General features: G+C 61.6%; 22 protein-coding genes. 16 read left to right on the plus strand and 6 right to left on the minus strand.

Features of this window, described 5'->3' with window-relative positions; genetic code table 11:
• Nucleotides 1–106: 106 nt before the first annotated feature.
• Nucleotides 107–1,474, minus strand: a complete 1,368-nt coding sequence (locus LG376_RS05265; RefSeq protein WP_225746393.1) for a dipeptidase — start codon at nt 1,472–1,474, stop codon at nt 107–109.
• 228 nt (nt 1,475–1,702) lie between these two features.
• On the opposite strand from LG376_RS05265, the gene LG376_RS05270 reads away from it, so the two are divergent.
• The 7 genes from LG376_RS05270 to LG376_RS05295 all read left to right on the plus strand — a co-directional run bounded on the left by LG376_RS05270 (nt 1,703) and on the right by LG376_RS05295 (nt 10,818).
• Nucleotides 1,703–3,673 (plus strand): OPT family oligopeptide transporter, encoded by a 1,971-nt coding sequence (locus tag LG376_RS05270; protein WP_225746394.1) that lies wholly within the window; start codon nt 1,703–1,705, stop codon nt 3,671–3,673.
• 232 nt (nt 3,674–3,905) lie between these two features.
• Nucleotides 3,906–5,552, plus strand: coding sequence for a chaperonin GroEL (gene groL, locus LG376_RS05275; RefSeq protein ID WP_086588229.1), 1,647 nt, complete (start codon nt 3,906–3,908; stop codon nt 5,550–5,552).
• A 665-nt stretch (nt 5,553–6,217) separates the two neighbouring features.
• Entirely contained in the window at nt 6,218–6,391 is a 174-nt protein-coding gene (locus LG376_RS05280; protein ID WP_225746395.1) for a hypothetical protein, read from the plus strand.
• A gap of 35 nt (nt 6,392–6,426) precedes the next feature.
• Nucleotides 6,427–6,561 carry a hypothetical protein gene (locus tag LG376_RS12585; RefSeq protein WP_255632127.1) on the plus strand — a complete coding sequence of 45 codons (135 nt, stop codon included), beginning with the start codon at nt 6,427–6,429 and terminating at the stop codon, nt 6,559–6,561.
• Nucleotides 6,562–6,715: 154 nt separating this feature from the next.
• Nucleotides 6,716–7,615, plus strand: a complete 900-nt coding sequence (gene ppk2, locus LG376_RS05285) for a polyphosphate kinase 2 (RefSeq protein WP_023019951.1) — start codon at nt 6,716–6,718, stop codon at nt 7,613–7,615.
• 277 nt (nt 7,616–7,892) lie between these two features.
• Nucleotides 7,893–9,041, plus strand: coding sequence for an alpha/beta hydrolase (locus LG376_RS05290; RefSeq protein ID WP_225746396.1), 1,149 nt, complete (start codon nt 7,893–7,895; stop codon nt 9,039–9,041).
• Between the two features lie 106 nt (nt 9,042–9,147).
• A complete protein-coding gene (locus tag LG376_RS05295; RefSeq protein WP_225746397.1) occupies nt 9,148–10,818 on the plus strand; it encodes a metallophosphoesterase in 1,671 nt (556 codons plus the stop codon).
• Nucleotides 10,819–10,840: 22 nt separating this feature from the next.
• Here LG376_RS05295 and LG376_RS05300 read toward each other — a convergent pair whose 3' ends face one another.
• The 5 genes from LG376_RS05300 to LG376_RS05320 form a co-directional block, all read right to left on the minus strand.
• Nucleotides 10,841–14,743 carry a Pls/PosA family non-ribosomal peptide synthetase gene (locus LG376_RS05300; RefSeq protein ID WP_225746398.1) on the minus strand — a complete coding sequence of 1,301 codons (3,903 nt, stop codon included), beginning with the start codon at nt 14,741–14,743 and terminating at the stop codon, nt 10,841–10,843.
• Complete coding sequence (locus LG376_RS05305; RefSeq protein WP_198492088.1) at nt 14,744–15,202, minus strand: MarR family winged helix-turn-helix transcriptional regulator; 459 nt, start codon at nt 15,200–15,202, stop codon at nt 14,744–14,746.
• Between the two features lie 37 nt (nt 15,203–15,239).
• A complete protein-coding gene (locus LG376_RS05310) occupies nt 15,240–15,536 on the minus strand; it encodes a rhodanese-like domain-containing protein (protein ID WP_049377914.1) in 297 nt (98 codons plus the stop codon).
• A gap of 53 nt (nt 15,537–15,589) precedes the next feature.
• The gene (locus tag LG376_RS05315) at nt 15,590–16,411 is read right to left on the minus strand and encodes a hypothetical protein (RefSeq protein ID WP_225746399.1); all 822 of its coding nucleotides are present in this window, start codon (nt 16,409–16,411) and stop codon (nt 15,590–15,592) included.
• A 255-nt stretch (nt 16,412–16,666) separates the two neighbouring features.
• Nucleotides 16,667–17,155 carry an inorganic diphosphatase gene (locus tag LG376_RS05320; protein WP_304505921.1) on the minus strand — a complete coding sequence of 163 codons (489 nt, stop codon included), beginning with the start codon at nt 17,153–17,155 and terminating at the stop codon, nt 16,667–16,669.
• A gap of 67 nt (nt 17,156–17,222) precedes the next feature.
• Here LG376_RS05320 and dacB point away from each other — a divergent pair, with 67 nt between their 5' ends.
• The 9 genes from dacB to LG376_RS05365 are packed head-to-tail and all read left to right on the plus strand — an operon-like array spanning nt 17,223 to nt 25,354.
• Nucleotides 17,223–18,509, plus strand: a complete 1,287-nt coding sequence (dacB, locus tag LG376_RS05325) for a D-alanyl-D-alanine carboxypeptidase/D-alanyl-D-alanine-endopeptidase (RefSeq protein ID WP_049377912.1) — start codon at nt 17,223–17,225, stop codon at nt 18,507–18,509.
• Entirely contained in the window at nt 18,499–19,455 is a 957-nt protein-coding gene (gene tilS / locus LG376_RS05330) for a tRNA lysidine(34) synthetase TilS (protein WP_225746400.1), read from the plus strand. The genes dacB and tilS overlap by 11 nt, the downstream gene beginning before the upstream one ends.
• Before the next feature lie 12 nt (nt 19,456–19,467).
• Nucleotides 19,468–20,055 carry a hypoxanthine phosphoribosyltransferase gene (gene hpt, locus LG376_RS05335; RefSeq protein ID WP_049377910.1) on the plus strand — a complete coding sequence of 196 codons (588 nt, stop codon included), beginning with the start codon at nt 19,468–19,470 and terminating at the stop codon, nt 20,053–20,055.
• A 12-nt stretch (nt 20,056–20,067) separates the two neighbouring features.
• Nucleotides 20,068–22,422, plus strand: coding sequence for an ATP-dependent zinc metalloprotease FtsH (gene ftsH / locus LG376_RS05340; protein ID WP_225746401.1), 2,355 nt, complete (start codon nt 20,068–20,070; stop codon nt 22,420–22,422).
• Nucleotides 22,422–23,015 carry a GTP cyclohydrolase I FolE gene (gene folE, locus LG376_RS05345; protein ID WP_005325658.1) on the plus strand — a complete coding sequence of 198 codons (594 nt, stop codon included), beginning with the start codon at nt 22,422–22,424 and terminating at the stop codon, nt 23,013–23,015. Before ftsH ends, folE begins: the two co-directional genes overlap by 1 nt.
• A gap of 37 nt (nt 23,016–23,052) precedes the next feature.
• A complete protein-coding gene (gene folP, locus LG376_RS05350; protein WP_225746402.1) occupies nt 23,053–24,015 on the plus strand; it encodes a dihydropteroate synthase in 963 nt (320 codons plus the stop codon).
• Nucleotides 24,016–24,018: 3 nt separating this feature from the next.
• The gene (gene folB / locus LG376_RS05355; RefSeq protein WP_225746403.1) at nt 24,019–24,399 is read left to right on the plus strand and encodes a dihydroneopterin aldolase; all 381 of its coding nucleotides are present in this window, start codon (nt 24,019–24,021) and stop codon (nt 24,397–24,399) included.
• Complete coding sequence (gene folK, locus LG376_RS05360) at nt 24,399–24,884, plus strand: 2-amino-4-hydroxy-6-hydroxymethyldihydropteridine diphosphokinase (RefSeq protein WP_049377906.1); 486 nt, start codon at nt 24,399–24,401, stop codon at nt 24,882–24,884. The genes folB and folK overlap by 1 nt, the downstream gene beginning before the upstream one ends.
• On the plus strand, nt 24,881–25,354 hold the full coding sequence (locus tag LG376_RS05365) for a DUF3180 domain-containing protein (RefSeq protein ID WP_225746404.1): 474 nt from the start codon (nt 24,881–24,883) through the stop codon (nt 25,352–25,354). Before folK ends, LG376_RS05365 begins: the two co-directional genes overlap by 4 nt.
• The last annotated feature ends 5 nt before the right edge of the window (nt 25,355–25,359 follow it).

The following is a 25,359-nucleotide window of genomic DNA, read 5'->3' on the forward strand; positions in this document are numbered from 1 at the left end:
ATGCTGCTGTTTTGCGGCATAAAGAAACCCCGCTCCCCAAGGAGCGGGGTACGCCGCAGTGCCGCGGCGGTAGGTAGGGCCCAGGCTGGGCTAGGGGGCGCAAGCCTTAGGAATAGCGCTGTAAGAAGAGTGCTTCCGCGGCGGCGATGTTTTCGATCTCGGTGGGGTCGACGGACTCATTGGCGGAGTGGATCGTGCACTTTGGCTCCTCCACGCCGTAGAGAGCGATCTCCGCGTTGGGGTGAGCCTCCTGCAGCTCCGTGGTCAGCGGAATGGAGCCGCCCATGCCCTGTGCGGCCGTTTCCTTGCCATAAGCCTCAGACAGGCACTCGCCCAGCAGGGCAGCGGCTGGCTTTTCCGGATCGGTGGCAAAGCCAGCGTTGGATTCCAGCACCTCGGCCTTGACCTGTGCGCCCCAAGGGGTGTGGGAACGCAGGTGATCGCAGACGGCGTCGGCAATCGCGGCGGCATCGGCACCGGCCGGAACGCGCAAGTTGAGCTGGGCGGAAGCAGTGGCGGGCACGGCGTTGACAGCCTCAGACACAGGGGTGGAGGTAAAGCCGGTCACGGTAATGGCCGGGCGGGACCAGACCATATTGGCCACTGGGGTGGCACCGGCCGGGTCGTCTTCGCCCATGATCTTGGTGCCCTCCAGCAGCTGCGCATCGGCGCGGAAGGCTTCGGCCGGGTACTCCTGGCCGGACCACTCGGCGGTGGTATCCACGCCGTCGATAACGGTGCGGCCGTACTCATCGGACAGGGAGTCAATGGCGCGCATCAGCGCCTTGGCGGCATCCGGTGCCGCGCCGCCAAACTGGCCGGAGTGCACGGCGGAGGCCAAGGTATCGACCTGCACGCCAATCTGCGCGCCGCCGCGCAGGGACGTGGTCAAGGTCGGCTGGCCTACAGCGGCGTTGCCCGCATCGGCGATGAGGATGGCGTCGGCAGCAAAAAGCTCCGGGCGGTCCTTGATGAGCTGGGACAAACCCTCGCCGCCGCGCTCCTCGGAGCCCTCGATGAGGTACTTCAGGTTCACCTTGGTGCCGCCGTTATTGTCCACCGCGCGCAGGGCGGCCAGGTGCATGGCCACATTGCCCTTGCAATCGGCGGCGCCGCGGCCATACCAGCGGGTGGAGCCATCGGCGGCCTCGCGCTCGGTAAGGGTGAACGGATCGGATTCCCAAGCCTCGCGGTTGCCGGCCGGCACCACGTCATAGTGGGAGTAGAGCAGCACCGTCTTGGCGCCTTCATCGCCCTTGCGCTCACCCAAGATGGCGGTGGAGCCATCGGCCGTGGTGATGGTTTCCACGCTCACTCCGGCTTCTTCCAGTGCGGACTTAACCCACTGGCTTGCGCCCTTGGTCTGGTCCTCTAGGCCTTCCTCGTCATGGACGGAGTTAAAGGCCACGAGCTCGCTGAGCTGGCGGAAAATGGTCTCGCGATCGTTGCGAATGCTTTCATTAAGTGCAGTCATGTTCTCTACGGTACCCGCCCGCCCCAAGCTATAGAGCAACCGGAATAGGAAAACGCTGGGGTGGTGAACTAAAATTTTTTCATTCCACCCTGTGCGGATTCTGTCCGTTCGGACCCTATTCCGGGAAGGAACCGGCGCCAAACAGACAGAAACGGACGTGGCAGGCCGCGGTTTGCTACGCAGGGTGAAACGAGAAACTTTCATAGCCGAGAATAGAAAGGACCTGGCATGGCGAGCGCATCATCCGCCGCAGGTTCCAAGGCCTCCCTGCCCGAGCTGACTCTGCGCGGCATCATTATCGGTGGCCTGATTACCCTCATCTTCACCGCTGCCAACGTGTACTTAGGCCTGAAGGTGGGCTTGACCTTTGCTACCTCCATCCCGGCCGCCGTGATTTCCATGGCGGTGCTGCGCCGGTTCAAGGGCCACAACATTAAAGAAAACAACATCGTGCAGACCATCGCCTCTGCTGCGGGCACCCTGTCCGCCATCATCTTCGTCCTCCCGGGCCTGGTGATGGTGGGGTACTGGCAGGGCTTTGGCTTCCTGCAGACGGCCGGCGTGTGCATCATCGGCGGCGTGCTGGGCGTGATGTATTCCATCCCGCTGCGCCGCGCTTTGGTCACCGGCTCCGATCTGCCCTACCCGGAGGGTGTGGCTGCGGCCGAGGTCCTCAAGGTGGGCGATGAAAATACTTCCGGCACCAGCCAGGAAGAAAATGCCAAGGGCCTGCGCGTCATCGTCGCCGGTGGCATTACCTCGGCCGTAATGGCGTTGCTGACCGCAATGAAGGCCGCCGCCTCCGAGGTCACCGCCTATTTCAAGCTCGGCGCCGGCGCGACCACCCTGGGTACAAGCCTTTCTACTGCCCTTATCGGCGTCGGCCACTTGGTGGGCCTGCCGGTAGGCATTGCCATGCTGGTCGGCGTGGTGATTTCCTACTTCATTTTGCTGCCCATTTTCACCACCGGCGATATTACGGGGGTCACCGCGCTTGCCGACGTCGTCGATACCACCTTTTCCGATGACATCCGCTTCATCGGCGTGGGCACCATGGCCATCGCCGCCATATGGACCCTGCTGAAGATTGCCGCTCCCATTGCTGTGGGCATCCGCCAGTCCCTGGCCTCCTCGCGTGCGCGCAAGTCCGGTTCCGCCGTGGACGTCACCGAGCGCGATATTCCCTTCCCCTATGTCGCCACCACCATCGTGGCGTTCATGGTGCCTATCGCGTTGCTGTTGTGGGACTTTGTGCGCGGTACTGATATTCACGACCACATGGCCGTGCTCATTACCGTTTCCGTCCTCTTTACCCTGTTGGTAGGCCTGATTATCGCCTCCGTGTGCGGCTACATGGCCGGCCTGATTGGTGCGTCTAACTCGCCAATTTCCTCCATCGGCATCATCGCCGTGCTCGCTGCCTCGCTGCTCATCGCGGCCGTCACCCGCGGCACCACTGCGGATCCTTTGTCTTTGGTGGCCTACACGCTCTTCACCGCGGCCATCGTCTTTGGCATTGCCACCATTTCCAATGACAATCTGCAGGACCTCAAGACCGGTCAGCTCGTCGGAGCTACTCCGTGGAAGCAGCAGGTAGCGCTCATTATCGGAGTGGTCTTCGGCTCTCTCGTTATCCCGCCGATTCTGCAGGTCATGCTCAACGGCTTCGGCTTCCAAGGTATGGAAGGCGCCGGCGAAGACGCCTTGGCCGCCCCGCAGGCCGCCCTGATGTCCTCCGTTGCCTCCGGCATCTTCGATAGCTCGTTGGATTGGAACCTCATCTTCATCGGTATGGCCATTGGCGCTGTCCTTATTATTATTGACGAGCTCCTGCGCAAGTTCACCGATAAGTACTCGCTGTCCCCGCTAGCTGCCGGCATGGGCATGTACCTACCGGCCGCCCTGACCATCGTCATCCCCATCGGTGCCATCCTGGGCACTTTCTATGACAAGTGGGCCGCGAAGCAATCTCACCCGGAGTTTGCCAAGCGTATGGGTACCCTCCTGGCCACCGGCCTCATTGTAGGTGAGTCCCTGTTCGGCGTGATCAACGCCGGCATCATCGCCGCCGCGGGTGGCGAGAGCCCACTGGAAATCTTTGAGGGTGGCGCCTCCGCCACCGTGGTGGGCGTGGTCCTCTTTATTATCGCGCTAACGTTCATCTACCGCTGGACCAAACGCACGGTGAAGAGCTCCTAGTCTCTGAACCATTCCTTATATAATGGCGTCCCTTCGCGGGGGCGCCATTTTTTCTTGCAGTCGCGGTGGGAGAGTGCCAGAATGGTCGTTAGCACTCGCACAGTATGAGTGCTAGATAAATCTACATCGTTGTGGTTGAGGTTGGTTCACACTCACCAGCCATGCCGTCGCGGGCGTCCGCAGCGAGAAAGACGTGAGTGTCGTCCTCAATAAACCAAGGAGCACAAACACAATGGCAAAGATTATCGCTTTTGATGAAGAGGCCCGCCGCGGCCTCGAGCGCGGCCTAAACACGCTTGCCGACGCCGTCAAGGTCACCCTCGGCCCCAAGGGCCGTAACGTCGTCCTGGAAAAGTCCTGGGGCGCCCCGACCATTACCAATGACGGTGTTTCCATCGCTCGCGAAATCGAGCTCGAGGATGCTTACGAGAAGATCGGCGCCGAGCTGGTCAAGGAAGTTGCCAAGAAGACTGACGACGTCGCAGGCGACGGCACCACCACCGCAACCGTGCTGGCACAGGCTCTGGTACGCGAGGGTCTGCGCAACGTAGCCGCAGGTTCCAACCCAATGGGCATCAAGCGCGGCATCGAGACCGCAACCAAGAAGGTTGTGGACTCCCTGCTGTCTTCTGCCAAGGAAGTAGAAACCCAGGAGCAGATTGCTACCACCGCTGGCATCTCCGCTGCTGACCCGGCCATCGGCGAGAAGATCGCTGAGGCTATGTACACCGTGGGCAACGGCTCCGTAAACAAGGACTCCGTTATCACCGTGGAAGAGTCCAATACCTTCGGCGTTGACCTCGAGGTAACTGAGGGTATGCGCTTTGATAAGGGCTACATCTCCGGCTACTTCGCTACCGATATGGAGCGTCAGGAGGCGGTCCTGGAGGATCCGTACATCCTGCTGGTCTCCTCCAAGATCTCCAATATCAAGGACCTGGTTCCGCTGCTGGAGAAGGTTATGCAGTCCGGCAAGCCGCTGCTCATCATCGCTGAGGACGTTGAGGGCGAGGCCTTGTCCACCCTCGTTGTGAACAAGATCCGCGGCACCTTCAAGTCCGTTGCTGTTAAGGCTCCGGGCTTCGGCGACCGCCGCAAGGCCACCCTGCAGGACATGGCCATCCTCACCGGCGGCCAGGTCATCTCCGAGGAGGTCGGCCTCTCCCTCGAGACCGCCGAGCTCGAGTACCTGGGCCAGGCGCGCAAGGTTGTCGTCACCAAGGACGAGACCACCATCGTTCAGGGTGCTGGTTCCCAGGAGCAGATCGACGGCCGCATCAAGCAGATCCGTGCCGAGATCGAAAGCTCCGATTCCGATTACGACCGCGAGAAGCTGCAGGAGCGCCTGGCTAAGCTCTCCGGCGGCGTTGCTGTCCTCAAGGTCGGTGCCGCTACCGAGGTTGAGCTCAAGGAGCGCAAGCACCGCATCGAGGATGCAGTCCGCAACGCAAAAGCTGCCGTGGAGGAGGGCATCGTTGCCGGCGGCGGCGTAGCGCTGCTGCAGGCCGCTTCCGTCCTGGATTCCCTGGATGACCTCAAGGGCGACGAAGCTACCGGCGTCAAGATCGTCCGCGAGGCCCTGTCTGCACCGCTGAAGCAGATTGCACACAATGCTGGCCTGGAGCCAGGCGTTGTTGCTGACAAGGTTGCCTCCCTGCCGGCAGGCGAGGGCCTGAACGCTGCTACCGGTGAGTACGTCAACCTCATGGAGGCTGGCATCAATGACCCGGTTAAGGTCACCCGCTCCGCTCTGCAGAACGCTGCTTCCATTGCAGCTCTGTTCCTGACCACCGAGGCTGTCGTTGCCGATAAGCCTGAGCCGGCTGGTGCCAACAACGGCATGCCGGACGCTGACGCTATGGGCGGCATGGGCTTCTAGGTCCCGGAGAGGTATTAGGGCACATTTTAGGGCCCTCTAGCCCTTCTGAGCGCCCCGTTTCTGTGCTTTTGAGCGCATGAAGTGGGGCGCTTTGGCGTGTCTGCAGCACTTTGCTTCACCAATGCGATATGGCAGCACGGCTTCTTCATGGAAAGATTTTCCGAAATCGCTTCTCATAGGCGGTTTCCATTTGGGCCTTAGTGCAAAGAAAACTCGGGCAATCCACCGCGGAAAGTGGTGCGCCAATCACCGCCACAACTTTTAACACGCGAACCATGCACCCCATTGACCCCGTATAGGGGTAACTGAAGCGGCGGAAATTAAAAAAGTTTTTCGCTCTCAGAGAGCGGGTTTTGCGCCTATCTATCGTTCGTTACACCGGAAAGCGTTACAGTGTTAAGTCTTATTTAGTCCAACTATTTAAAGCGTGACATAAAAGCCCAGTTCAGCAGGCTTTCAATTAAGATAAAAAGTTTCTAATGACTGCTATAAGTCATAAACTTATCCTTATCAAGTTGCCTGCGTGTAGGGACATCTATGTAAATTTGACTTGATTTCGTTCAAACTTGTGCCAAAATATCTCTTGTGACGCCCACTGAGGGTGTCTGCAAACTGCAAACCCCTCCGGGGCAAGATAGCTTCGGATCTATTTTAGGAGTTCAAACATGGATCTCTCCACCATCCAGATGCACCTGGACAACTTCGTTAACACCTGGGAAGGCTGGCACAAGGTTGTCGAGGGTCTGTCCAACTGGGTTGGCATTGCTAATGCTTTCGACTCTTTCAAGACCTCCCTTGAGGTAGTCGACGCAGCCCTTCCGGCACTCAGCTCCAACTAATTCAACCAGCTCTAATTTTCTAAGGAGACACTAAAATGGAGAACCTTTCCTCTACCCTGAACTTTGCTTTCGACATCTTCGGTGGCCTGTTCAATGCTGCTTACACCCTCATTGAGCCGCTGACCGAGGTTGCTAAGGGTGCTTCCCAGCTGATCGGCATGTTCGCATAAGAACATCCTTCAGTTCTGAGCTTTAAAGCTTACTGAAGTAAGAAGGCCTACCGTTTCGGTAGGCCTTCTTTTTGTTTTGTTTGCTGTTTCGAGAGAAGGGGTAACTGCGAAAGTTTAGCGCGCTTGCCGTCTACATTCGGGTTACACTAAATGCATGGCTGATATTAAAGACGACGACCTTCCCGAGATTGACCTGGCAAAAACTGACGGCTACGTCGTCGACGGAACCGACGAGGATGATCCTTCGCTGATCATGCCGGATGGTTCCCCGGTTCAGACTTGGCGTGAAAATTACCCCTACGATGAGCGTATGACTCGCGATGAGTACGAGTCCGTTAAGCGCGCGCTGCAGATTGAGTTGCTGAAGTGGCAGAACTGGACCAAGGAAACTGGCCAGCGCCACATCATTATCTTTGAGGGTCGCGATGCGGCCGGTAAGGGTGGCACCATTAAGCGTTTTAACGAGCACCTGAACCCGCGTGGTGCTCGCACTGTGGCTCTGGAGAAGCCGTCGCCGCGTGAGTCCACCTCGTGGTATTTCCAGCGCTACATTGAGCATTTCCCGGCTGGTGGCGAAATCGTCTTCTTTGACCGCTCTTGGTACAACCGCTCCGGCGTGGAGCGAGTAATGGGCTTTTGTACCGAAAGTCAGCATGCGGAGTTCCTCCGCGAGGTTCCGATGCTGGAGAATATGATTCTGGGCTCGGGTATCTCCCTGACCAAGTTGTGGTTCTCGGTTACCCGTAAGGAGCAGCGCACCCGCTTCGCCATTCGCCAGATCGACCCGGTGCGCCAGTGGAAGCTATCCCCGATGGACTTGGCTTCGCTAGATAAGTGGGATGACTACACCCGTGCGAAGGAAGAGCAGTTCCGCTACACGGATACGGAAGAGTCGCCGTGGATCACCATTAAGTCCAACGACAAAAAGCGTGCCCGTATTAACGCCATGCGCTATGTCCTATCCAAGTTCGAGTACACGAACAAGGACCACGAGCTGGTGGGCGAGGTCGATGAGAACATCGTTAAGCGTGGTCGCGACCAGATTGGTGACTAGGCTTGAGCTGAATTAGCCGCACATTAGGCGGGAAACTCGGTAAGTCCGGGTTTCCCGCTTTTTGTTTTAGGGGTACCAAAAGGGGGTAAATGGGGAGGAATAGTTTCGCGGAAATTTGGGGATTTTAAAGGGCTATTTCCGTGCGGTTATGTTACGGAAACGTAGGTAGCATTGTCGAAAACTATTTGTGGTCTCCGTCTTAGAATATTTAGCATCACTGTTATCTCAATCTCATCTGGGAAATGATTATGAGCTACAACACCAAGAGGAGACGGTGATGATGAAGAAGCATTTAACCGCTTGCCTGACAGCGGCAGCAGTACTGGCGGCACCAGTTGCGGTATCTGGCACGCTCACGGCAGGGGCAATCGCCCAGGAAGTTCCGGCGCCTGCGCCCGCGGCAGACCAGAAACCAGATGTATTGGGGCGCCCAACTGTCTCGGAAAAACAGGTATCCGATGAGGAAGGCTACTTCGACAGCGCTCATGGCGAGGGTGTCAAGATCTACTACCGCAAGCAGAAGGTGGCCAACCCACGCGGTGCGGTGGTTTTGGCGCACGGTGTATCTGAGCACTCGGGGCGTTACGATTACGTCGCTAAGCGCTTGCTCGATGCAGGTTACAACGTCTACCGCGTAGATCACCGCGGGCACGGCAAGTCCGCTGGCGGCAGCGTGCCTCTGGGGCACATAGATAATTTCCAGTACATTCTGGATGACTTTGATCATGTGGTGGACATGGCCAAGGAGGAAAACCAGGGAGTAAAGACCTTCCTGCTGGGCCACTCGATGGGCTCGCTGACCGTGGAGGCTTATGGCATCCGTGAGCCGGGCAAGGTGGATGGCATCATTACCAACGGTGGCGGGGCGCCGCTGAACCTCTCTGGCAAGAACGTGGCCGGAAAGAATATCACCCCGGATGATATTTCGGAGACCCAGAAGAAGCTGGATCCCACCATCTTTGAACGCTTGCCGCTGGCCCAACTCACCAGCTTTAATGCGCACTATGCGCAGAACTTGATTCCGCACCGCACCGAAATTGGCGCACAATCGCCGGAGTGGAGCAAGGACATTCAGCTGTCTAATCCATTTACGGATGGTATCTCCACTAACCAAGCGGTGAAGGACGAGTATGCCTCTAGCCCGCTCATTGCGCAGAAGACCAGCGCTGGAACTGCCCTGCAGTTGGCGGCGATTGCGAACTACGACGCCGTCAATGCGGACCTCTTCACCGCACCGACGCTCATCATGCACGGCACCAAGGACGGCATCGTTCCGCCGTACTTCTCCCAGGATTGGTACAACTCCATCTCTTCTGAAGACGTGGAGTACGTGACCTGGGAGGGGCAGAAGCACGAGGTCTTTAATGAGCCGGCTGCCGATCAGGCTCTCGATACCGTCGTGGACTGGCTCGACCGCCACACCTAAATTCACGCGGACCTCAAAGTGAGGACTCTTGGCGGGCATGTAATGCTTGCCAAGAGTTTACGTATATGTAACCGCGTCGTTGCCCAGGACGGATAGAAATTGAATTATGAAAAATAAACTCTGTGCTTTCTCATCTGTCCTGGCGCTCACCGGAATGGTGGGCGCGCCCGTTGCGGCGGCCCAGTCCTCGCTTCCGGGTTCCTCCTTTGGTTCTTCTTTGGGTTCGTCGTTAGGCTCCTCGCTGAGTTCCTCATCGGGCTCTTCCTGGGGGTCCTCCCAGGGCTCGTCCGAGGGATCCTCGGCGGGAGACGATGTGCAGCCGGGGGAAGGCACTGAATCGCGGGTGCTGTGGCAGGAAAGCTTCGACGGGGTGGATACCCCGGCATGGTTTACCCACCGCGCACCGGAGGGGTGGAGCACTGACGTGCACGGCGTGGACTCGGGCGAGGCCCGCTGGAAGGGCTGGACCTTTGGCGATATGCGCCACTGGACCTGGGCGTCCGGTACCGATATGCGTCACTACTTCACCCAAGCGCATGACACCTTCGCCATCATCGACAACAAGCAGCAGCGCCTAGCCGAAGGCGATTCCATGACCGCGGATCTAAAGAGCCCGGCCATCCCGGTGGCGGGGCAGGAGCGGGTGAATGTGGAATTCGACCACCATTACCGCCAGGGCAAAGACGGGCAAAATGCCACGGTGACTGTCTCCTTCGATGGTGGGGAAGCCCAGGAAATCGCCGTCTTTGATAAAGACGTCTTCTCCAAGCACGAGTCCATTGGCGTGGACGTGCCGGCCGGCGCGAAGAATATGCAGGTTAGCTTCAGCTACAACAACGGCAATGATGACTGGTGGTGGGCGGTGGATAACGTGGGCGTCGTCAAGCCGCTCGGTGAGCTTGAAGGCTCGCCGCAGGCTACCGTGGACGTGCTTTCCGACGTCCAAGGCGACCCCCAAGACTACAAAGACGCGGTCCGCCAGTTGAACGGTATGGAGGACAAGGCCGGGGCGCTGGTGCTCAACGGCGACCTCGTCGATGATGGCTCGCAGCAGCAGTGGGATGATTTCTTGGCCGCGCACAGCGAGGTGCCGCATGATTCGGGCAAGGAATTGTGGACCATCGGCAACCACGAAATGTACGGCAAGGAAGGCTCTAAGACCTACCTTGACCGCTTCCTCAAATACTCCGGCCAGGATAAGCCGTGGAAGGAAGAAGTGGTGGATGGGGTGCCGCTCATTTCGGTAAATACCGAGTTCTATTCCGATGTCCTGCGCCACGGCAAGGAGCCGTTCCAGCGCATCAGCAAGGAGCAGCTCGATTGGCTAGATGAGCGCCTGGCTTATTGGGATGCGAAGGGCACTCCGGCGTTGGTCTTTAGCCATCCACTGCTGCCGCAGACGGTATCGATGTCTCATTCGGCGTGGTACCAGAATGACTTTGAGGACCTCGAGGCGCTCTCCAATGTGGTTAATAAATACAACAACATCGTGTGGTTTAGCAGCCACAGCCACTCCTCGCTGCACCAAAATAACTGGTGGGGAACCCGCCGCTACGACGGCACCGGCGAGGCCGGCCGCACCGGCTTCCCAGTAGTCAACACTGGTGCCATCCTCAATGAGTACCTACCGGATGGCGATAATGACGAGAAAATCGTCAAGGAAAAGGAAGAGGCCTCCACCGGACTGCGGGTCAAGGTCTTTGTTGACCGTGTCCGGGTGGAGGCCTGGGACTTCAAGTCCGGCGAAATGATTAAGTATCAGGACTTCGCGCGGTAGGGCGCAGATTATGGCCGGCGGCCTAGCGCTCCCACGGCTCGATGGGGTTGCCCTGCCACACGGCGTTGGTGGGAACGCGGTCGCCGCGCATAACCAGCGAACCGGGGCCTACGGTGGAGGCCTTGCCAATCAGTGAGGCAGGCAGCGCCACCGAGTGGGAGGCCAGTGTAGATCCGGCCTCGACGGTGACGGTATCCAAGCTCATCACGCGGTCCTGGAAAAGGTGGGTTTGCACCACCGTACCAGGGCCCACGGTGGCGGCCTCACCGATGCGGATGAGGTCCGTTTCCGGGAACCAGTAGGAATCGATCCACGCGCCGCGGCCGATTTCCACGCCGAGGGCGCGCAGCCCCAGGTTGATCTCCCCGGAGCCGTAGGTGTGCTGGAAGAACCACGGCGCGGCGACGACCTCCACGAAGGTATCCTGCAGCTCATTGAGCCAGACAAAAGCGGACCACAGCGGGTGGTCGGCCGCGCGGTGCTTGCCCACGCAGATCCACTTCACGGCAACGGTAACGGCCATGGCTACGGCACCCATGCCCATGAGCACGAGGCCGGAGAGGAGCCAGGTGAGGGGGAAGCCGAGGGCGTCGAGAAGCGAGTAGTACACGCTAAGGGTTGCCGCGAGCAGCATGGCGGAAAACATCGGTGCCAAAAGGCGCATGGTTTCCACCACGCCGCGGGCGGCCTTGACGGCAAAGCCCGGGTTATAGGTCAGCGCCTCACCCGAGTTAGCGGGGGAGTCCACCTCCACGGTCACGCGGCGCATGCGCTCTGGCGGCGCACCCCACCAGTTGGCGCCGGCCTTCGTCTTCTTCGGGGTAGAAGAAAGAACGGCAACCAGCGAGTTCTTGGATAGCTTGCGGCCGGGTGCGGTGATGCCGGAGTTGCCCACGAAGGAGCGCTTGCCCACCTTGGTCTCGCCGGTGCGCATCCAGCCGCCGCCGAGCTCGTAGCCGCCGATCATGGTGTCATCGGCCAGGAAGGCACCCTCTTTGACCTCGGTGAGCTTGGGGATCATGACCGCGGTGGAGATTTCCACGTTGGTGCCAATCTCCGCGCCGAGCGAGCGCAGCCATGCTGGGGTCAGCTGGGAGGCATAGAGCGGAAAGAGCTTGGTGCGAGCCTCGTCCATGAGGCGCTCGATGGCCCACAGGCGCCAGCCCGTGACCGAGCGCACGGGTGCCACGCCCGGCCTAATGCCGAGCGAGAGAATGCGTACGCCCAGCCAGGTCTGCAGCATATAGGTGACAAAGGCCGCCAGTGCGCCGACGGGCGCGAAGAAGACCGCACCGACGAAGCTATCGCCGCCTGTGGAATGCACGAGGGCGAGGACGATGGCCGCGCCTATCGCCAGCGCAACAACCGGCTGGATGGCGAGGAGGACGGAGGTGGCGTCATAGATAGCCACCCACCACGGCCGGCGCTTTGGCGTATGGGACGGGAAGCGGTGCTTGGAGCGGCCCACCTTCTTGGCAGGTGAGCCCGACCAGCGCTGGCCGTCCTTGATCTTCTTGCGGCCGGTAACGGTGGAACCGGCCTCCACGTGGGCATACTTGCCCACCACGGTGCCAGGCAGCAGCGTGGAGCGCGCGCCCACGCGAGCGCCTTCCTTGACGTCGATGGCGCCCACATGCAGGATATCGCCGTCCAGCCAATAACCGGAAAGGTCCACTTCGGGCTCGATGGCGGCGTGCTTGCCCAGCGTGAGCAGGCCGGTCACCGGCGGCAGGGAGTGCAGATCCACGCCGCGCTTGACCTTGACGCCGAGCGCGCGGGCGTAGTTATTCACGCGTGTGGCACCGGCCAGGGAGCTCGCGCCGGAGGCATTAGCCCAGCGCTCGGCCGCCCAGATGCGCAGGTGCGTCGAACCGCCGCGCGGGTAATCGCCCGACTTGATGCCGGCCGTAATAAGACGCGCGCCGTAGCCGCCGATGGGGATGCGGCCGATTGGGGTGACAAAGACAACGAGCATGACGATGACCAACCACCACGGGAAGGCCGCGGCCCACTCGAAGCCCAACGATGCCGCCACGGTGGAACCCAACATGAGCCAGGCCAGCCAGCTGGAGGCGGCCAGCGTCATGACGGGGATCTGAATCAGTGTCTGGGCGAGGCGGGTGCCGAAGCCGACCTTGGTGACCTCGCGCATGGGGACGTCAGCAGCCGCGGGGTGCGGCTCGGCACCGGCGATGAGGTCGGCCAGCGAACCCAAGCGCGGGTGGTCGTAGAGGTCGCGCACCGCCACGTTGGGGTAGCGCTCCCTGATATGACCCACGAGGGTTGCGGCCGCCAATGAGGTGCCGCCGAGAGAGAAGAAATCGGCGTTCTCGTCCTCCACGGATACGCCGAGTGTTTCTACCCACAGTTCCGCGAGCCACTTCTCAGTCTCGGTCAGCGTGGTCGATTCCACGCCCACTCCAGGCAGTGGCCATGGCAGGGCCTTCTTATCCACCTTGCCGGAGGTACGCACCGGCAGCTCTTCCATCACACAGATGCGCGGGACGAGCGCGGCCGGCATGGTATCGGCCAGGCGGGCGTGCGCGGCCTCGTGATCGAAGCCCTTGGCCTCATCCTCGAGGGAAACATAGCCCACCAGAACGGACTCGCCGCCCGGGGTCTTCTGCACGGCCACGGCCGAGTTATAGACGTTATCCAGGGCCGCGACGTTGGCTTCAACCTCGCCGAGCTCGATGCGGCGCCCACCAATTTTCACCTGGTCATCTACGCGGCCGACGAAGTACAGTCCGTCTTCCTCTAGGCGCACGTGGTCACCGGTGCGATACGCACGCTGCCAGCCCATCGACTCCAACGGGGCGTACTTTTCCGCGTCCTTGGCCGGATCCAGGTAGGACGCCAGTCCCACGCCGCCGATCACTAGCTCGCCGACGCCGCCCATTTCCACAGGCATGCCCTGCTTATCGACGACCACCAGGTCCCACCCATTCAACGGCAAGCCAATGGACACCGGCCGTCCGGGCAGCATTTGCTGCGCACAGGCGACGACGGTGGCCTCGGTGGGGCCGTAGGTATTCCACATCTCGCGGTCCTCGGTGGCCAGGCGGTCTACCAGTTCCTGCGAGCAGGCCTCGCCGCCGACGATGAGTAGGCGGATATTGTCGAGAGCCTCGGCCGGCCAGAGGCCCGCCAGGGTAGGCACGGTGGACACGACGGTGATATCGCGGCGGATGAGCCAAGGGCCCAAATCCATGCCGGATCGCACCAGGGAGCGCGGTGCCGGGACCAAGCAGCCACCGTGGCCCCAGGCCAGCCACATTTCCTCGCAAGAGGCATCGAAGGCGACGGACAGCCCGGCGAGCACACGATCCTCCGGGCCGAGTGGCCCGTGGGGGTGATTAACCAAAAAGAGGCTGGCCTCGGCATCTACGAAGGCAGCCGCAGAACGGTGGCTCACGGCCACACCCTTCGGCTTGCCGGTAGAACCGGAGGTGAAGATGATCCACGCGGTGTCTTCTGGGAGCGGGGCATTGGACTCCTCGGCCGGGGCGTCCGGGCGCGCGGAATCGCGCAGGAAGCGGAAGCCTTCATCAGTAAAAACGCCATCGATATCGGCCTCGCCGAAGACCATCTCGGCGCGCTCGTCCGGGTCGTCGGCGTCGACAGGCACGTAGGCCGCGCCTGCCGCCAGGGTCGCCAAAATGGCGAGGTAGAGCTCGCGCTTGCCGGAGGTCATCCGGATGCCGATGCGATCGCCTCGGCGGACGCCATTGGCGTGCAGCTCGGTGGCCCACAGTTCGACCTCGTGGATGAGTTCGGAGTAGGTGATGATCTCGCCGTCGTCAAGCGCGGCGGCGTCTGGATGCATTTCCGCGGTGGCCGTGATGATGTTCCACAGCGTGCGCGGCCGCGGAGCCGCGCTACCTAGAAGGTACTGCTGCGGGACACGTGATTCGGGTCCTGCCATTTATGCCTCTTCTTCGTCCGCGGCGATGATGGACTTGGCCAACTTACGCAGGTGCTTGAGCTGCTTATTGGTGGACTCATCCAAAGCCTCGTCCTCGGCGGCGGAAACAAGCTCCGCCAAGTCCTTGTGGACCTTTGCGCCCTTCTTGGTAGACGCGACGATCTGGCGGCGGCGATCCTTCGGGTCGCGCTCGCGCTTGGCCCAGCCGCGGTCTTCGAGGGCGTCGATAAGACGCACCATGTCAGAAGCATCAATGGCCAGGGTCTCGGAGAGGTAGGACTGCGACGCGGCATCCGCGTCCACCAGGCAGGTAAGAACCCAGTACTCGCGCAGCGTCGTCTGCTTGGTCTGCAGGGCGGCCTCGACGCCATCGCGGGTGCGACGGCGGAGGCGCTCCAGCTGGAACGACGGGGATTCGAGTAAGGCAGTTGGGATTACAGAATTATTCGTGGAAGCCATACCATCATAATAATCCCAAAAGATTGGTTAAGGCCAATTAATCCGTTTCGATGGGAAGCCCGGCAGCCTTCCAGTTATCCGTGCCGCCATCGACGTTGATGGTGTCCCAGCCCAGCGCATGCTCCAGATACTGGCAGACCTGCATGCTGCGGCCGCCCGCGTGGCAGATGACGTAAATGTCCTTGTCTGGGTCGATTTCCTGGATGCGACCCGTAATCTCACTCATCGGGATATGGGTCGCGCCCTTTGCGCGCTCTACCGCCCACTCATCATTCTCGCGGACATCAATGAGCTGAGCGCCTTCTGGTACTTCAGTTGGTTGAACGTTTTTCATGCCTCATACCCTAGTCACGCAGAGGTTCTTATGCTGCTCCGCGTGTCCCAGCGCTAGCGCTGGAACCGCCAGTAGTGGTGCCACTGCCACGGTGGCTGCACAGTGTCGCCTTTATCATGGACTATCGCGAGGACTTGGCCAACAGCCATGTCGAGGTGGTGCTCGATTGTGGCGGCGGTGAAGTGGAGGGGTTTGTAGCCTCTGTGGACGGCGTCGTTAAGCTTGTGGCGGTCAATTTCGAACCGCTGCCGGTTCTCGCCCTGGTGGTAGGCGTAGCCGTCGACCTCGATGGCCAGCTTGTGCTCCTCCAAGAGCAAATCCCAGCGGTAAGGGCCAATGTATCTGTTGTTATACACGGTGACATGGGGCCGAAGCGCGCGGGTGAGGTTGCGTTCGGGGACGCTATCAGCGCCGAGGACGGTGTTTTCCAGGATGCGCCGGGTGTGCTGTGGGAAGCGCTGAAAATCAAGCATGTGGCCCTCCATCTGCGAGGCGCCGTACTGGCCGGCAAAGCAGGCCTCGAGGAAGGCGACGGCGTCTTCCTCCGCCATGATTTCTGTGGCCTGCAGCGGATTGCACACGTTAATGCCATTGAGCTGGCCCAGTGCCTTCGGACGGGCGCGGCGGCTGCGGAAGTACGGGCTGGAGGCCATCGTTCCTGCGCGCAGGAAATGGAGTGGGAAACTTAAAGCGTGGCCGAGGTAGTGGTGGGCGCACGAGTAGCCGTCGAGCGCCGAATCGGGCCAGCGGCGGGAGACGATTTCCGCGAGTTCGCGCGGCGAGGGCTTGCCTTCGGTATAGAGTCCGTGGCAGATTTTCACGGCTTGGTTGTCGATAGCGCGGCGCGCGGCCGTGCGCGTGGTGAAGATTCTCATGCGCCCACCCCTAGGCGTTCATTTCGATCAATTAGGTCCCCCGAGGCCGGTGATTTCGGCCTGCTATGTGATCGAATTGTACTGCGGGGACGGGATTGTGTCGCGGGGAGGGCCTTGCTGGTGTGAAAAAGACAAAAAGGGGGCGTTTCGATCAAATACGGCCTTGAAAACAGCCGCTTTCGCGGTGCTATTTGATCGAAACGCCCGGGAGGGAGCCCGCGGGCTCAGGGCCAAGGGGCCCGCGCTCAGAAGCGCTTACTTGAAGCGAGCCTTAGCCTCGTCGAGGATCTTCTCTGCCTCGGCCTTGTCGCCCCAGTCGGAGCCGGTGACTTCCTTGTTCGGCTCCAGGTCCTTGTAGTGGACGAAAAAGTGCTCGATTTCGTCCTTGATGTGCTGCTCCACATCGTCGATGTCCTGGTAGCGCTCCCAGCGTGGGTCATCGATGACGGCGAGCAGCTTGTCGTCGCCGCCGGCCTCGTCGGTCATCTTGAAGACGCCGACGATGCGGGCCTCAACGACTACGCCTGGGAAGACCGGTTCCGGCAGGATGACCAGGGCGTCCAGCGGGTCGCCGTCCTCACCCAGGGTGTGGTCGATGAAGCCGTAGTCAGCCGGGTAAGCCATCGGGGTGAACAGGTAACGGTCGAGGTAGACCTTGCCGGACTCGTGGTCAACCTCGTACTTGTTGCGGGAGCCCTTCGGGATTTCAATGGTTACTTCAACGCTCACAGCGATGTCCTCCATGGGGGATTGGGTATCAATTACTGCCCATAGTCTAGCGCGTTGCGGATTCGCGCTAGGGTTAAAGGCAATGAAAGCAAAGCATGTTTGGTGGTCAGCGACCGCGCTCGTGGTAGCGGCAGCGGTCGGAGGTACGGCTGCGCTGGGCGTTACCCTCCAGCGCGAATACGGCGATCTCTCGCACGGAGAAGCACAGGCGGTGCAGGCTCCTAAGGAGCCGTTGAGCGCAGCAGAGCCGGGCGAGGCGAACCTGGATGCGCTGAGGGCGAAGCTGGATGAGCTCGCTAAGAATAAGGACCTTGCCACTTTCGGCGGCGAGGTGATCGATACCGAAACCGGCGACGTAGTGTGGCAGCGCGACGCGGATAAGCGGCTTACCCCGGCCTCGTCCACGAAGGTCCTCACCACTGCGGCGGCGACGTTGGCGCTGGATGAGAATGAGAGAATCACCACCAAGGTCTACCGTGGGTCGAACGAAAGGAACGTGGTCATCAAGGCCGCGGGCGATGTGTGGATGACGCACGAACAGCTCGATGATTTGGCCGAGCAGATTTCGAAGAACGTCGAGCAGGTCGATGGTGTCTACATCGATACTTCTGTGTGGTCCGGCGAGGCGCAGGCCCCGGGTTGGGATCCGGAGGACGTGGACGGCGGCTTCGTCGCGCCGATGGAACCGGCCATGCTCTACGGCGGTCGCCTGGGCGCGACGACGGGGGACGTGCCGAGGAGTCATGAGCCTGCTTTGGACGTCGCTAAGCAGCTAGGCGATCGCCTCGGCGCGGGCAAGGTAGGCATGGGCTCTGTGGCGGAGAACGCGCAGGAGGTGGCGAGCGTGGATTCGCCGCCGCTAGCGGACCGCGCCCGAGAAATGGTGCGCCACTCGGACAACGTCATGGCCGAGGCCATTGCGCGTGAGCTGGCGATGGCCCGTGGCAAAGAAGCCAGCTTTGAAGGCGATACGCAGGCCACGCTCGAGGTGCTGCGGGAGCAAGGATTCGACGTCGAGGGCGTCGATATTAAGGATAATTCCGGGCTCTCGGTAGACAATCGACTCACCGCCGGGTTGTTGACGCAGCTCATCAATGGCGCGGTCAAGGATCCGCGTCTGCGCCCGCTGGTGTCCTACCTGCCGGTGGCCGGCGGCGATGGCAAGCTGTACGAACGCTACGGCGATTCCGCGGCCAAGGGCTATGTGCGCGCCAAGACAGGCACGCTGACTGGGGTCTCGGCCTTGGCCGGCACCGCGCAGGGTAATTCCGGGCGCGTGTATGCCTTTGCCTTCCTTGTGAATGACGGTGATATCTTGGCCGCCCGCAAGGCTCAAGACGCATTGGCTTCTGCACTGCATGAGTTCTAATAAGCCCTTTTGGCCGCGGGTTTCGCCGCACTTTCTGGCGTGTCGGCGCGGCGTGCGCACCGCCGATCTTGACCACGCAGTGGCGGTGGGGCTTTCCGGGGGCGCGGATTCGCTGGCTCTCATGGCGGCGCTCGTGGCGGAAGGGCACGACGTGCTCGCGCTGTGCGTGGACCACGGGCTGCAGGACGGATCGCGGGCGCAGGCCGAGCGCGCGGCCGAACAGGCCCGAACGCTGGGCGCGCGGGCGCAGGTGCTTAGCGTTGAGGCGGGTGCGGGCGCTGCGGCGGGGGCGGAGTCGATGGAGGCGGCCGCGCGGGCGGCGCGGTATCGAGCACTGGCCGCCGCGTGCGCAGACGAAGGTTTAGAGGTGGCCGTGGCGCATACGGCCGATGACCAGGCGGAAACGCTGCTGCTCGGCGCGCTGCGCGGGCGGGTGACCGGCATGAACGAGCGCAGCGAGGTGGAAGGCGCCCGCGTGGTGCGGCCGCTGCTGAACGTGCGCCGCGCCGATACCGAAGGCGCTTGCGCGGAGTTGGGCCTTTCGACGTGGCAGGACCCACAGAACGCGGACACCCATTTCCGCCGCGTGGCGCTGCGCCGCGAGGTCATTCCGCAGTTGAGCCGCATCATCGGTGGGGATGCGGTGCCAGCGCTGGCGCAAGCGGCAAGCGACGCCGCGCTTGACGACGCCGCCCTGCGCACCCTACCCACCACGGACTGCGCTGAGCTGGCGGCGATGGCGGAGCCGCGGCGCCGGCGGGCTATCGCGGCGTGGCTGGTCAGCGAGGGGGTAGAGGTAACAAGGAGGGCAGTGGGGGACGTCGGCAAGCTGTGCACCCACTGGCACGGGCAGGGCCCGGTGGCCGTGCGATCGACGGGGCAGGTGGGGCAGAGGTTGGAAGTAGCCCGTATAGGTGGCAAACTGGCACTATTGTCTGGTCATTAAAGGAGCGCACACGTGCACGACAAGAAAGACTTCGCCGTTCCCGCAAACCGCTACGGTGACGATGTAGAAGCAATCCTCATTGGAGAAGAGGAACTGCAAAACCGCGTCCAAGAACTCGCGGATCTGGTCTCGGAAAAGTATGCCGACTCTGAGCACGACCTGCTGTTGGTCTGCGTGCTCAAGGGCGCCGCATTCTTCCTCACGGACTTTGCGCGCAAGCTATCCATCCCCTCCGAGCTGGAGTTTATGGCCGTATCCTCCTACGGCGCCTCCACCTCCTCTTCCGGCGTGGTGCGCATTTTGAAGGATTTGGACCGCGATATTGCGGGGCGCAACGTGCTCATCGTGGAAGACATCATCGATTCCGGCCTCACCCTGTCGTGGCTCATCCGCAACCTGGAAGGCCGCAGCCCTGCTTCGCTGAATGTGGTCACCCTGCTGCGCAAGCCGGAAGTAGTCAAGGCTGATATTGATCTGCTGGATGTGGGCTTTGATATCCCGAATGAATTCGTCATCGGCTATGGCTTGGACTATGCGGAACGCTACCGCGATCTCCCCTACGTGGGCACCCTCCACCCCGATGTCTATACCACCAACTAAAATCGCGCAGTAATGAAAAACAATAAGATTCTTCGCTACGGCGGGATTGCGGCCCTCATCCTTATCGCGCTGTACGCCTTTACCTTCTTTAGCAACGATGCCCGCGGCTACGTGCAAGCGGATACCTCCGTTGCGCTGACCCAGCTCAAAGACAAAAACGTCAATGAGGTGGAAATCGATGACCGCGAGCAGCGCCTGCGCATCAAGCTCAAGGATGAAATCACGGTAGACGAGCGCGACGGCGTGCAGGAAATCGTGGCCAAGTACCCGGCCCGCGCCTCCGAGCAGGTCTTTAACGCCGTCAAGGATTCCGGCGCTGAGAAATACCAGACCAATGTCACGCAGGAATCCTTCTTGGGCTCCATGCTCAGCATGCTGCTGCCGATGATCATCCTCTTTGGCGTGCTCTTCTGGCTCATGTCCCGCATGCAGCAGGGCGCTGGTGGCATGTTTGGCATCGGCGGTTCCAAGGCCAAGGAACTGACCAAGGATATGCCGACCAATACCTTTGAGGACGTGGCCGGCGCGGATGAGGCCGTGGACGAGCTGCAGGAGATCAAGGACTTCCTGGAAGACCCCACCCGCTACCACGACCTAGGCGCCAAGATCCCGCGCGGCGTGCTGCTCTACGGCCCTCCGGGTACCGGTAAGACCTTGCTTGCCCGCGCCGTGGCTGGCGAGGCCGGCGTGCCGTTCTATTCCATCTCCGGTTCTGACTTTGTGGAGATGTTCGTTGGTGTGGGTGCCTCCCGTGTGCGCGACTTGTTCAAGCAGGCGAAGGAAAATAGCCCCTGCATTATCTTCGTCGACGAGATTGACGCCGTGGGCCGCCAGCGCGGTTCCGGTACCGGCGGCGGCCACGATGAGCGCGAGCAGACCCTCAACCAGCTCCTGGTAGAGATGGACGGCTTTGGTGACCGCGAAGGCGTTATCCTCATCGCCGCCACCAACCGCCCGGATATCCTCGATCCGGCGCTGCTGCGCCCGGGCCGCTTCGACCGCCAGATTCCGGTCACCAACCCGGATCTTGCCGGCCGCGAGGAGATCCTGCGCGTGCATGCAAAGAATAAGCCGCTGGCAGAAGAGGTTGACGTAGCGCAGCTGGCCAAGCGCACCGCCGGCATGTCCGGTGCGGATCTGGCCAATGTACTCAACGAGGCCGCTTTGCTTACCGCCCGCATCGGCGGCAACGTCATTACCTATGATGCCTTGGAAGAGGCCACCGACCGCGTCGTGGGCGGCCCGCGCCGCCAGGGCAAGATCATCTCCGAGCACGAGAAGAAGGTGACCGCTTATCACGAGGGCGGACACACGCTTTCTGCGTGGGCACTCAAGGATATTGAGCGCGTGTACAAGGTCACCATCCTGGCCCGCGGCCGTACCGGCGGCCACGCCATGACCTCCCAGGAAGACGACAAGGGCATGTACACCCGCGACGAGCTCTTCTCCCGCTTGGTCTTTGCCATGGGTGGCCGCGCTGCCGAAGAGCTGGTCTTCGGAGCGCCGACCACTGGTGCGTCTTCCGATATTGAAAACGCCACTAAGATCGCTCGTTCCATGCTCACCGAGTATGGCTTCTCCCCGGACCTGGGCACCGTGAAGTACGGCAAGGAGCAGGGCGATCCCTTCAGCCAGATGGGTGGCGGTGGCTCCATCGATTACTCCGATGAGGTTGCCTCCAAGATTGATGAGCAGATGCGCTACCTGCTCGAGCGCGCGCACGAGCAGGCCTATGACATCTTGCGCAATAACCGTCACTACCTGGACAAGCTGGCCGCGGCCCTGCTGGAGAAGGAAACCCTGCGCCGCCCTGACCTGGAGCGCATATTCGACGGCATCGAACCGCGCGAGGCCTTCGATGTCTTCCCAGGTGAGGACGATCGTTTCCCACGCCAGATTGGCTACGCCCCAGTGAAGACCCCGGTTGAGCTGGCGAAGGAGCGCGGCGAGGAGCTGCCTAAGCGCATGACGCTTCTCGATGCCTCCCGGGCCGCCCGCGAGCGCCGCCTCGCCGGCGAAGAGCCGAAGGGTGAGGTGGGCTTCAACTTTGGCCAGCACGCCGGAGATTACGTCGACCCGGACACCGCCCGCGAGCTGGGCAACGGACCCGCAGCCGCAAAGGATTCCGAGGACTCCGCGCCGGACCAGCCTGCCCAGCAGGCTCGCGACGCTCAGTCTGCTCCGGCTTCCGAGCCAACCGCCCGTCCTGCCGCACGCCCCGCTACCGGCGGTGGCAAGCACCACAAGCCGGACGCCGGCGCGGAGGCTGATGCCGAGACCCGTCAGTGGTTTACCCCTGGCTGGGACGAGAAGGATCGCCGCAAGAACCCCTATGCGCGCGAGGACGATAAGCAAGAAGATAACTAATGCCTGATAATCACATTCCCGCTCGCGCCGCCTTCGACCAAGACCGAGCGGAGGCAGCGGTGCGTGAGCTGCTCCTTGCGGTAGGGGAGGACCCTGACCGCGAGGGCTTGCGCGAAACCCCGGCCCGCGTGGCCCGCGCCTACCGCGAGGTCTTCGCCGGCCTGCACGAGGACCCCACCGAGGTCCTGCACAAGACCTTCGCTGAGGACCACCAAGAATTGGTTCTGGTGCGCGATATCCCCATTTATTCCACCTGTGAGCACCACTTGGTGCCGTTCTACGGTGTGGCGCATATTGGCTACATCCCGGGCAAAGACGGCCACGTCACCGGTTTGAGCAAGCTCGCCCGCCTGGCGGATATGTACGCTAAGCGCCCCCAAGTCCAAGAGCGCCTCACCCAGCAGGTAGCAGACGCCCTGGTGGAGGTCCTCGGTGCGCAGTCCGTCATCGTGGTCATTGAGTGCGAGCACTTGTGCATGGCCATGCGCGGCATCCGCAAGCCTGGTGCGACGACGACCACCTCCGCGGTGCGCGGCGGCTTCAAGAACAATGCCGCCTCCCGCGCCGAGGTGCTCAGCCTGATTCGCAGCTAAGTCCCCCGGTTACCACGAAAGCGAGAAGGAGCACGCCATGCAGCAGGCAACCTCGGTATCGGATCTGAGCATCGCCAACCGCACGCTGGTGATGGGCATCGTCAACGTCACGGAGGATTCCTTCTCCGATGGCGGTAAGTGGTTGGACGTCGATGCCGCCATCAACCACGCCCGCGAACTCGTGGCGCAGGGCGCGGACATGATTGACGTCGGCGGTGAGTCCACCCGGCCGGGTGCGGTGCGGGTAGAAGCGGACGTCGAAAAGCGCCGCGTGGTTCCCGTCATTAAGGCGCTGAGCGAGCTGGGCATCCGCACCTCCGTGGATACGATGCGCGCCTCGGTGGCCCGTGCGGCCGCAGCGGCCGGCGTGGACATGATTAATGACGTCTCCGGTGGCCTAGCTGATCCGGAGATGTATCGCGCGATGGCCGAGGCCGGTGTGCCCGTCTGTTTGATGCACTGGCGCACGCTGCAGGAAGGCGCCTTTGGATCCGCAGCCGGTAGCGCCGACCATGGCGGCGATGTGGTGCGCGATGTGCATGAGACCCTCGAGCGCCTGGCAAATAACGCGCTGGAGGCCGGCGTGCGCCGCGATAATATCGTGCTCGATCCGGGCTTAGGCTTCGCCAAAACCCCGCAGGATAATTGGGCGCTGCTCAAGGCCCTGCCGGAGTTCCTCGACGCCGAATTCCCCATGCTGGTGGGCGCTTCCCGCAAGCGCTTCCTCGCCGCCATCCGGGAGGACCGTGGCGTGGAGTCCAGCCCACTGCTGGCCGATCCCGCGACTGCGGCCGTGACCGCCATTTCCGCCCAGATGGGCGCGTGGGGTGTGCGCGTGCACGAGGTCGCCGTCTCGCGCGACGCCGTCGATGTTGCGGCTGCGTGGAATGCCGGCAACGGCTACGCGGGCGGGGCCAATGCTAGCGGCAGCTATAGCAATGGCGCCGATGGCAACGGCACCATGAAATCCACCGCCCTACCGCGCAACCCAAAGGAGTAAAACATGGCAGACCGCATCGAGCTCACCGGCCTAGAATGCTTTGGCTACCACGGCGTTTTCGAAGAAGAAAAGCGCACCGGTCAGCCCTTCATCGTGGACATTACCTGTTGGTCCGAGTTCGCCGAGGCCGCCGCCACCGATGATCTGACCAAGACCATCAATTACGCCGAGCTTGCCGACGTCGCCGCAACAATCATCGAAGGCCCCGCCCGCGACCTTATCGAGACCGTCGCCAGCGAGGTGGCCGATACCATCATGGAGACCTTCGAAGGCCTGCATGCTGTGGAGGTCACCCTGCACAAGCCGCAGGCGCCGATTCCACGCACTTTTGCCGACGTCGCCGTGGTCGCCCGCCGCTCCCGCAAGCACGCGAGGACCCTCTAATGCGCGCGGTGCTCTCCATCGGCTCCAATATGGATGACCGCGTGGAGCTTTTGCGCACGGTATTCGACGAGTTTGCCAGCGAGATCGTTGCCGCTTCGCCCGTCTATGCCACCCCGCCGTGGGGCGTGACGGACCAAGACGAATTCCTCAACGCGGTGCTCATCGTGGACGTCGAGGAGACTCCGAAGGAACTCCTGCGCCGCGGGCAGAAGCTTGAAGAGGCCGCCGAGCGTGTCCGCGTGCGCCACTGGGGCCCGCGCACGCTGGATGTAGACATCATTGATATCGAGGGCTATACCTCCGACGACCCAGAGCTTATCGTCCCGCATCCTTATGCCCACGAGCGTGCCTTCGTGCTGATTCCGTGGTTGGCGGCCGATGGTGGTGCTAGGTTGAGTGGGGAGGGCGTCGCCAAGCGGGTAGCAGCACTCGACCCGAAAGAGCGCGCCGAGATTCGCCGGCTGGGCATGATGGAGGAGCTATGACACGGACCTCGCTGGGTGCCCTCATCGGCACCGGGGTCTTTTTCGCCGCCGCGGCGGCCATCCTCACCACGCGCTTTTATGGCTCCATGCTGCAAATCCCGGTAACGGTCTCGGCCACACTGTGGCTCATGGCGGTCATCTGCGTGGCGCTGACCTGGAAGGTCGATCAAGCAACCGAGGACGAACACGGCATTGGCTTGGATAATTCGCAGCTCAATCCCATGACCATCACGCAGTTCATGCTGGTGGGCAAGGCCTCGGCATGGACGGGTTCCATCGTGGGCGGCATCTATGCCGGCATTGCCGTCTACGTCATACCCAACGCCAGTACGCTCGCGGCGGCTTCCGATGACCTCGTGGGGGTCATTGCCTCCGCGCTCGGCGGCCTCGCGATGGCCGCCGCTGGCCTACGGCTAGAGCGACACTGCGAGACCCCGCCCCCACCAGATGGGGTTCAAACGGTACATTAGTGAGC

The sequence above is a fragment of the Corynebacterium sp. Marseille-P4611 genome (assembly GCF_916618765.1).
GTDB lineage: Bacteria > Actinomycetota > Actinomycetes > Mycobacteriales > Mycobacteriaceae > Corynebacterium > Corynebacterium marquesiae.

What these genes read in the sequence shown, in the direction of transcription:
- LG376_RS05265 (WP_225746393.1), bottom strand. Translation starts at nt 1,474, where the DNA reads ATGACTGCACTTAATGAAAGCATTCGCAACGATCGCGAGACCATTTTC.
- LG376_RS05270 (WP_225746394.1), top strand. Translation starts at nt 1,703, where the DNA reads ATGGCGAGCGCATCATCCGCCGCAGGTTCCAAGGCCTCCCTGCCCGAG.
- groL (WP_086588229.1), top strand. Translation starts at nt 3,906, where the DNA reads ATGGCAAAGATTATCGCTTTTGATGAAGAGGCCCGCCGCGGCCTCGAG.
- LG376_RS05280 (WP_225746395.1), top strand. Translation starts at nt 6,218, where the DNA reads ATGGATCTCTCCACCATCCAGATGCACCTGGACAACTTCGTTAACACC.
- LG376_RS12585 (WP_255632127.1), top strand. Translation starts at nt 6,427, where the DNA reads ATGGAGAACCTTTCCTCTACCCTGAACTTTGCTTTCGACATCTTCGGT.
- ppk2 (WP_023019951.1), top strand. Translation starts at nt 6,716, where the DNA reads ATGGCTGATATTAAAGACGACGACCTTCCCGAGATTGACCTGGCAAAA.
- LG376_RS05290 (WP_225746396.1), top strand. Translation starts at nt 7,893, where the DNA reads ATGATGAAGAAGCATTTAACCGCTTGCCTGACAGCGGCAGCAGTACTG.
- LG376_RS05295 (WP_225746397.1), top strand. Translation starts at nt 9,148, where the DNA reads ATGAAAAATAAACTCTGTGCTTTCTCATCTGTCCTGGCGCTCACCGGA.
- LG376_RS05300 (WP_225746398.1), bottom strand. Translation starts at nt 14,743, where the DNA reads ATGGCAGGACCCGAATCACGTGTCCCGCAGCAGTACCTTCTAGGTAGC.
- LG376_RS05305 (WP_198492088.1), bottom strand. Translation starts at nt 15,202, where the DNA reads ATGGCTTCCACGAATAATTCTGTAATCCCAACTGCCTTACTCGAATCC.
- LG376_RS05310 (WP_049377914.1), bottom strand. Translation starts at nt 15,536, where the DNA reads ATGAAAAACGTTCAACCAACTGAAGTACCAGAAGGCGCTCAGCTCATT.
- LG376_RS05315 (WP_225746399.1), bottom strand. Translation starts at nt 16,411, where the DNA reads ATGAGAATCTTCACCACGCGCACGGCCGCGCGCCGCGCTATCGACAAC.
- LG376_RS05320 (WP_304505921.1), bottom strand. Translation starts at nt 17,155, where the DNA reads ATGGAGGACATCGCTGTGAGCGTTGAAGTAACCATTGAAATCCCGAAG.
- dacB (WP_049377912.1), top strand. Translation starts at nt 17,223, where the DNA reads ATGAAAGCAAAGCATGTTTGGTGGTCAGCGACCGCGCTCGTGGTAGCG.
- tilS (WP_225746400.1), top strand. Translation starts at nt 18,499, where the DNA reads ATGAGTTCTAATAAGCCCTTTTGGCCGCGGGTTTCGCCGCACTTTCTG.
- ftsH (WP_225746401.1), top strand. Translation starts at nt 20,068, where the DNA reads ATGAAAAACAATAAGATTCTTCGCTACGGCGGGATTGCGGCCCTCATC.
- folE (WP_005325658.1), top strand. Translation starts at nt 22,422, where the DNA reads ATGCCTGATAATCACATTCCCGCTCGCGCCGCCTTCGACCAAGACCGA.
- folP (WP_225746402.1), top strand. Translation starts at nt 23,053, where the DNA reads ATGCAGCAGGCAACCTCGGTATCGGATCTGAGCATCGCCAACCGCACG.
- folB (WP_225746403.1), top strand. Translation starts at nt 24,019, where the DNA reads ATGGCAGACCGCATCGAGCTCACCGGCCTAGAATGCTTTGGCTACCAC.
- folK (WP_049377906.1), top strand. Translation starts at nt 24,399, where the DNA reads ATGCGCGCGGTGCTCTCCATCGGCTCCAATATGGATGACCGCGTGGAG.
- LG376_RS05365 (WP_225746404.1), top strand. Translation starts at nt 24,881, where the DNA reads ATGACACGGACCTCGCTGGGTGCCCTCATCGGCACCGGGGTCTTTTTC.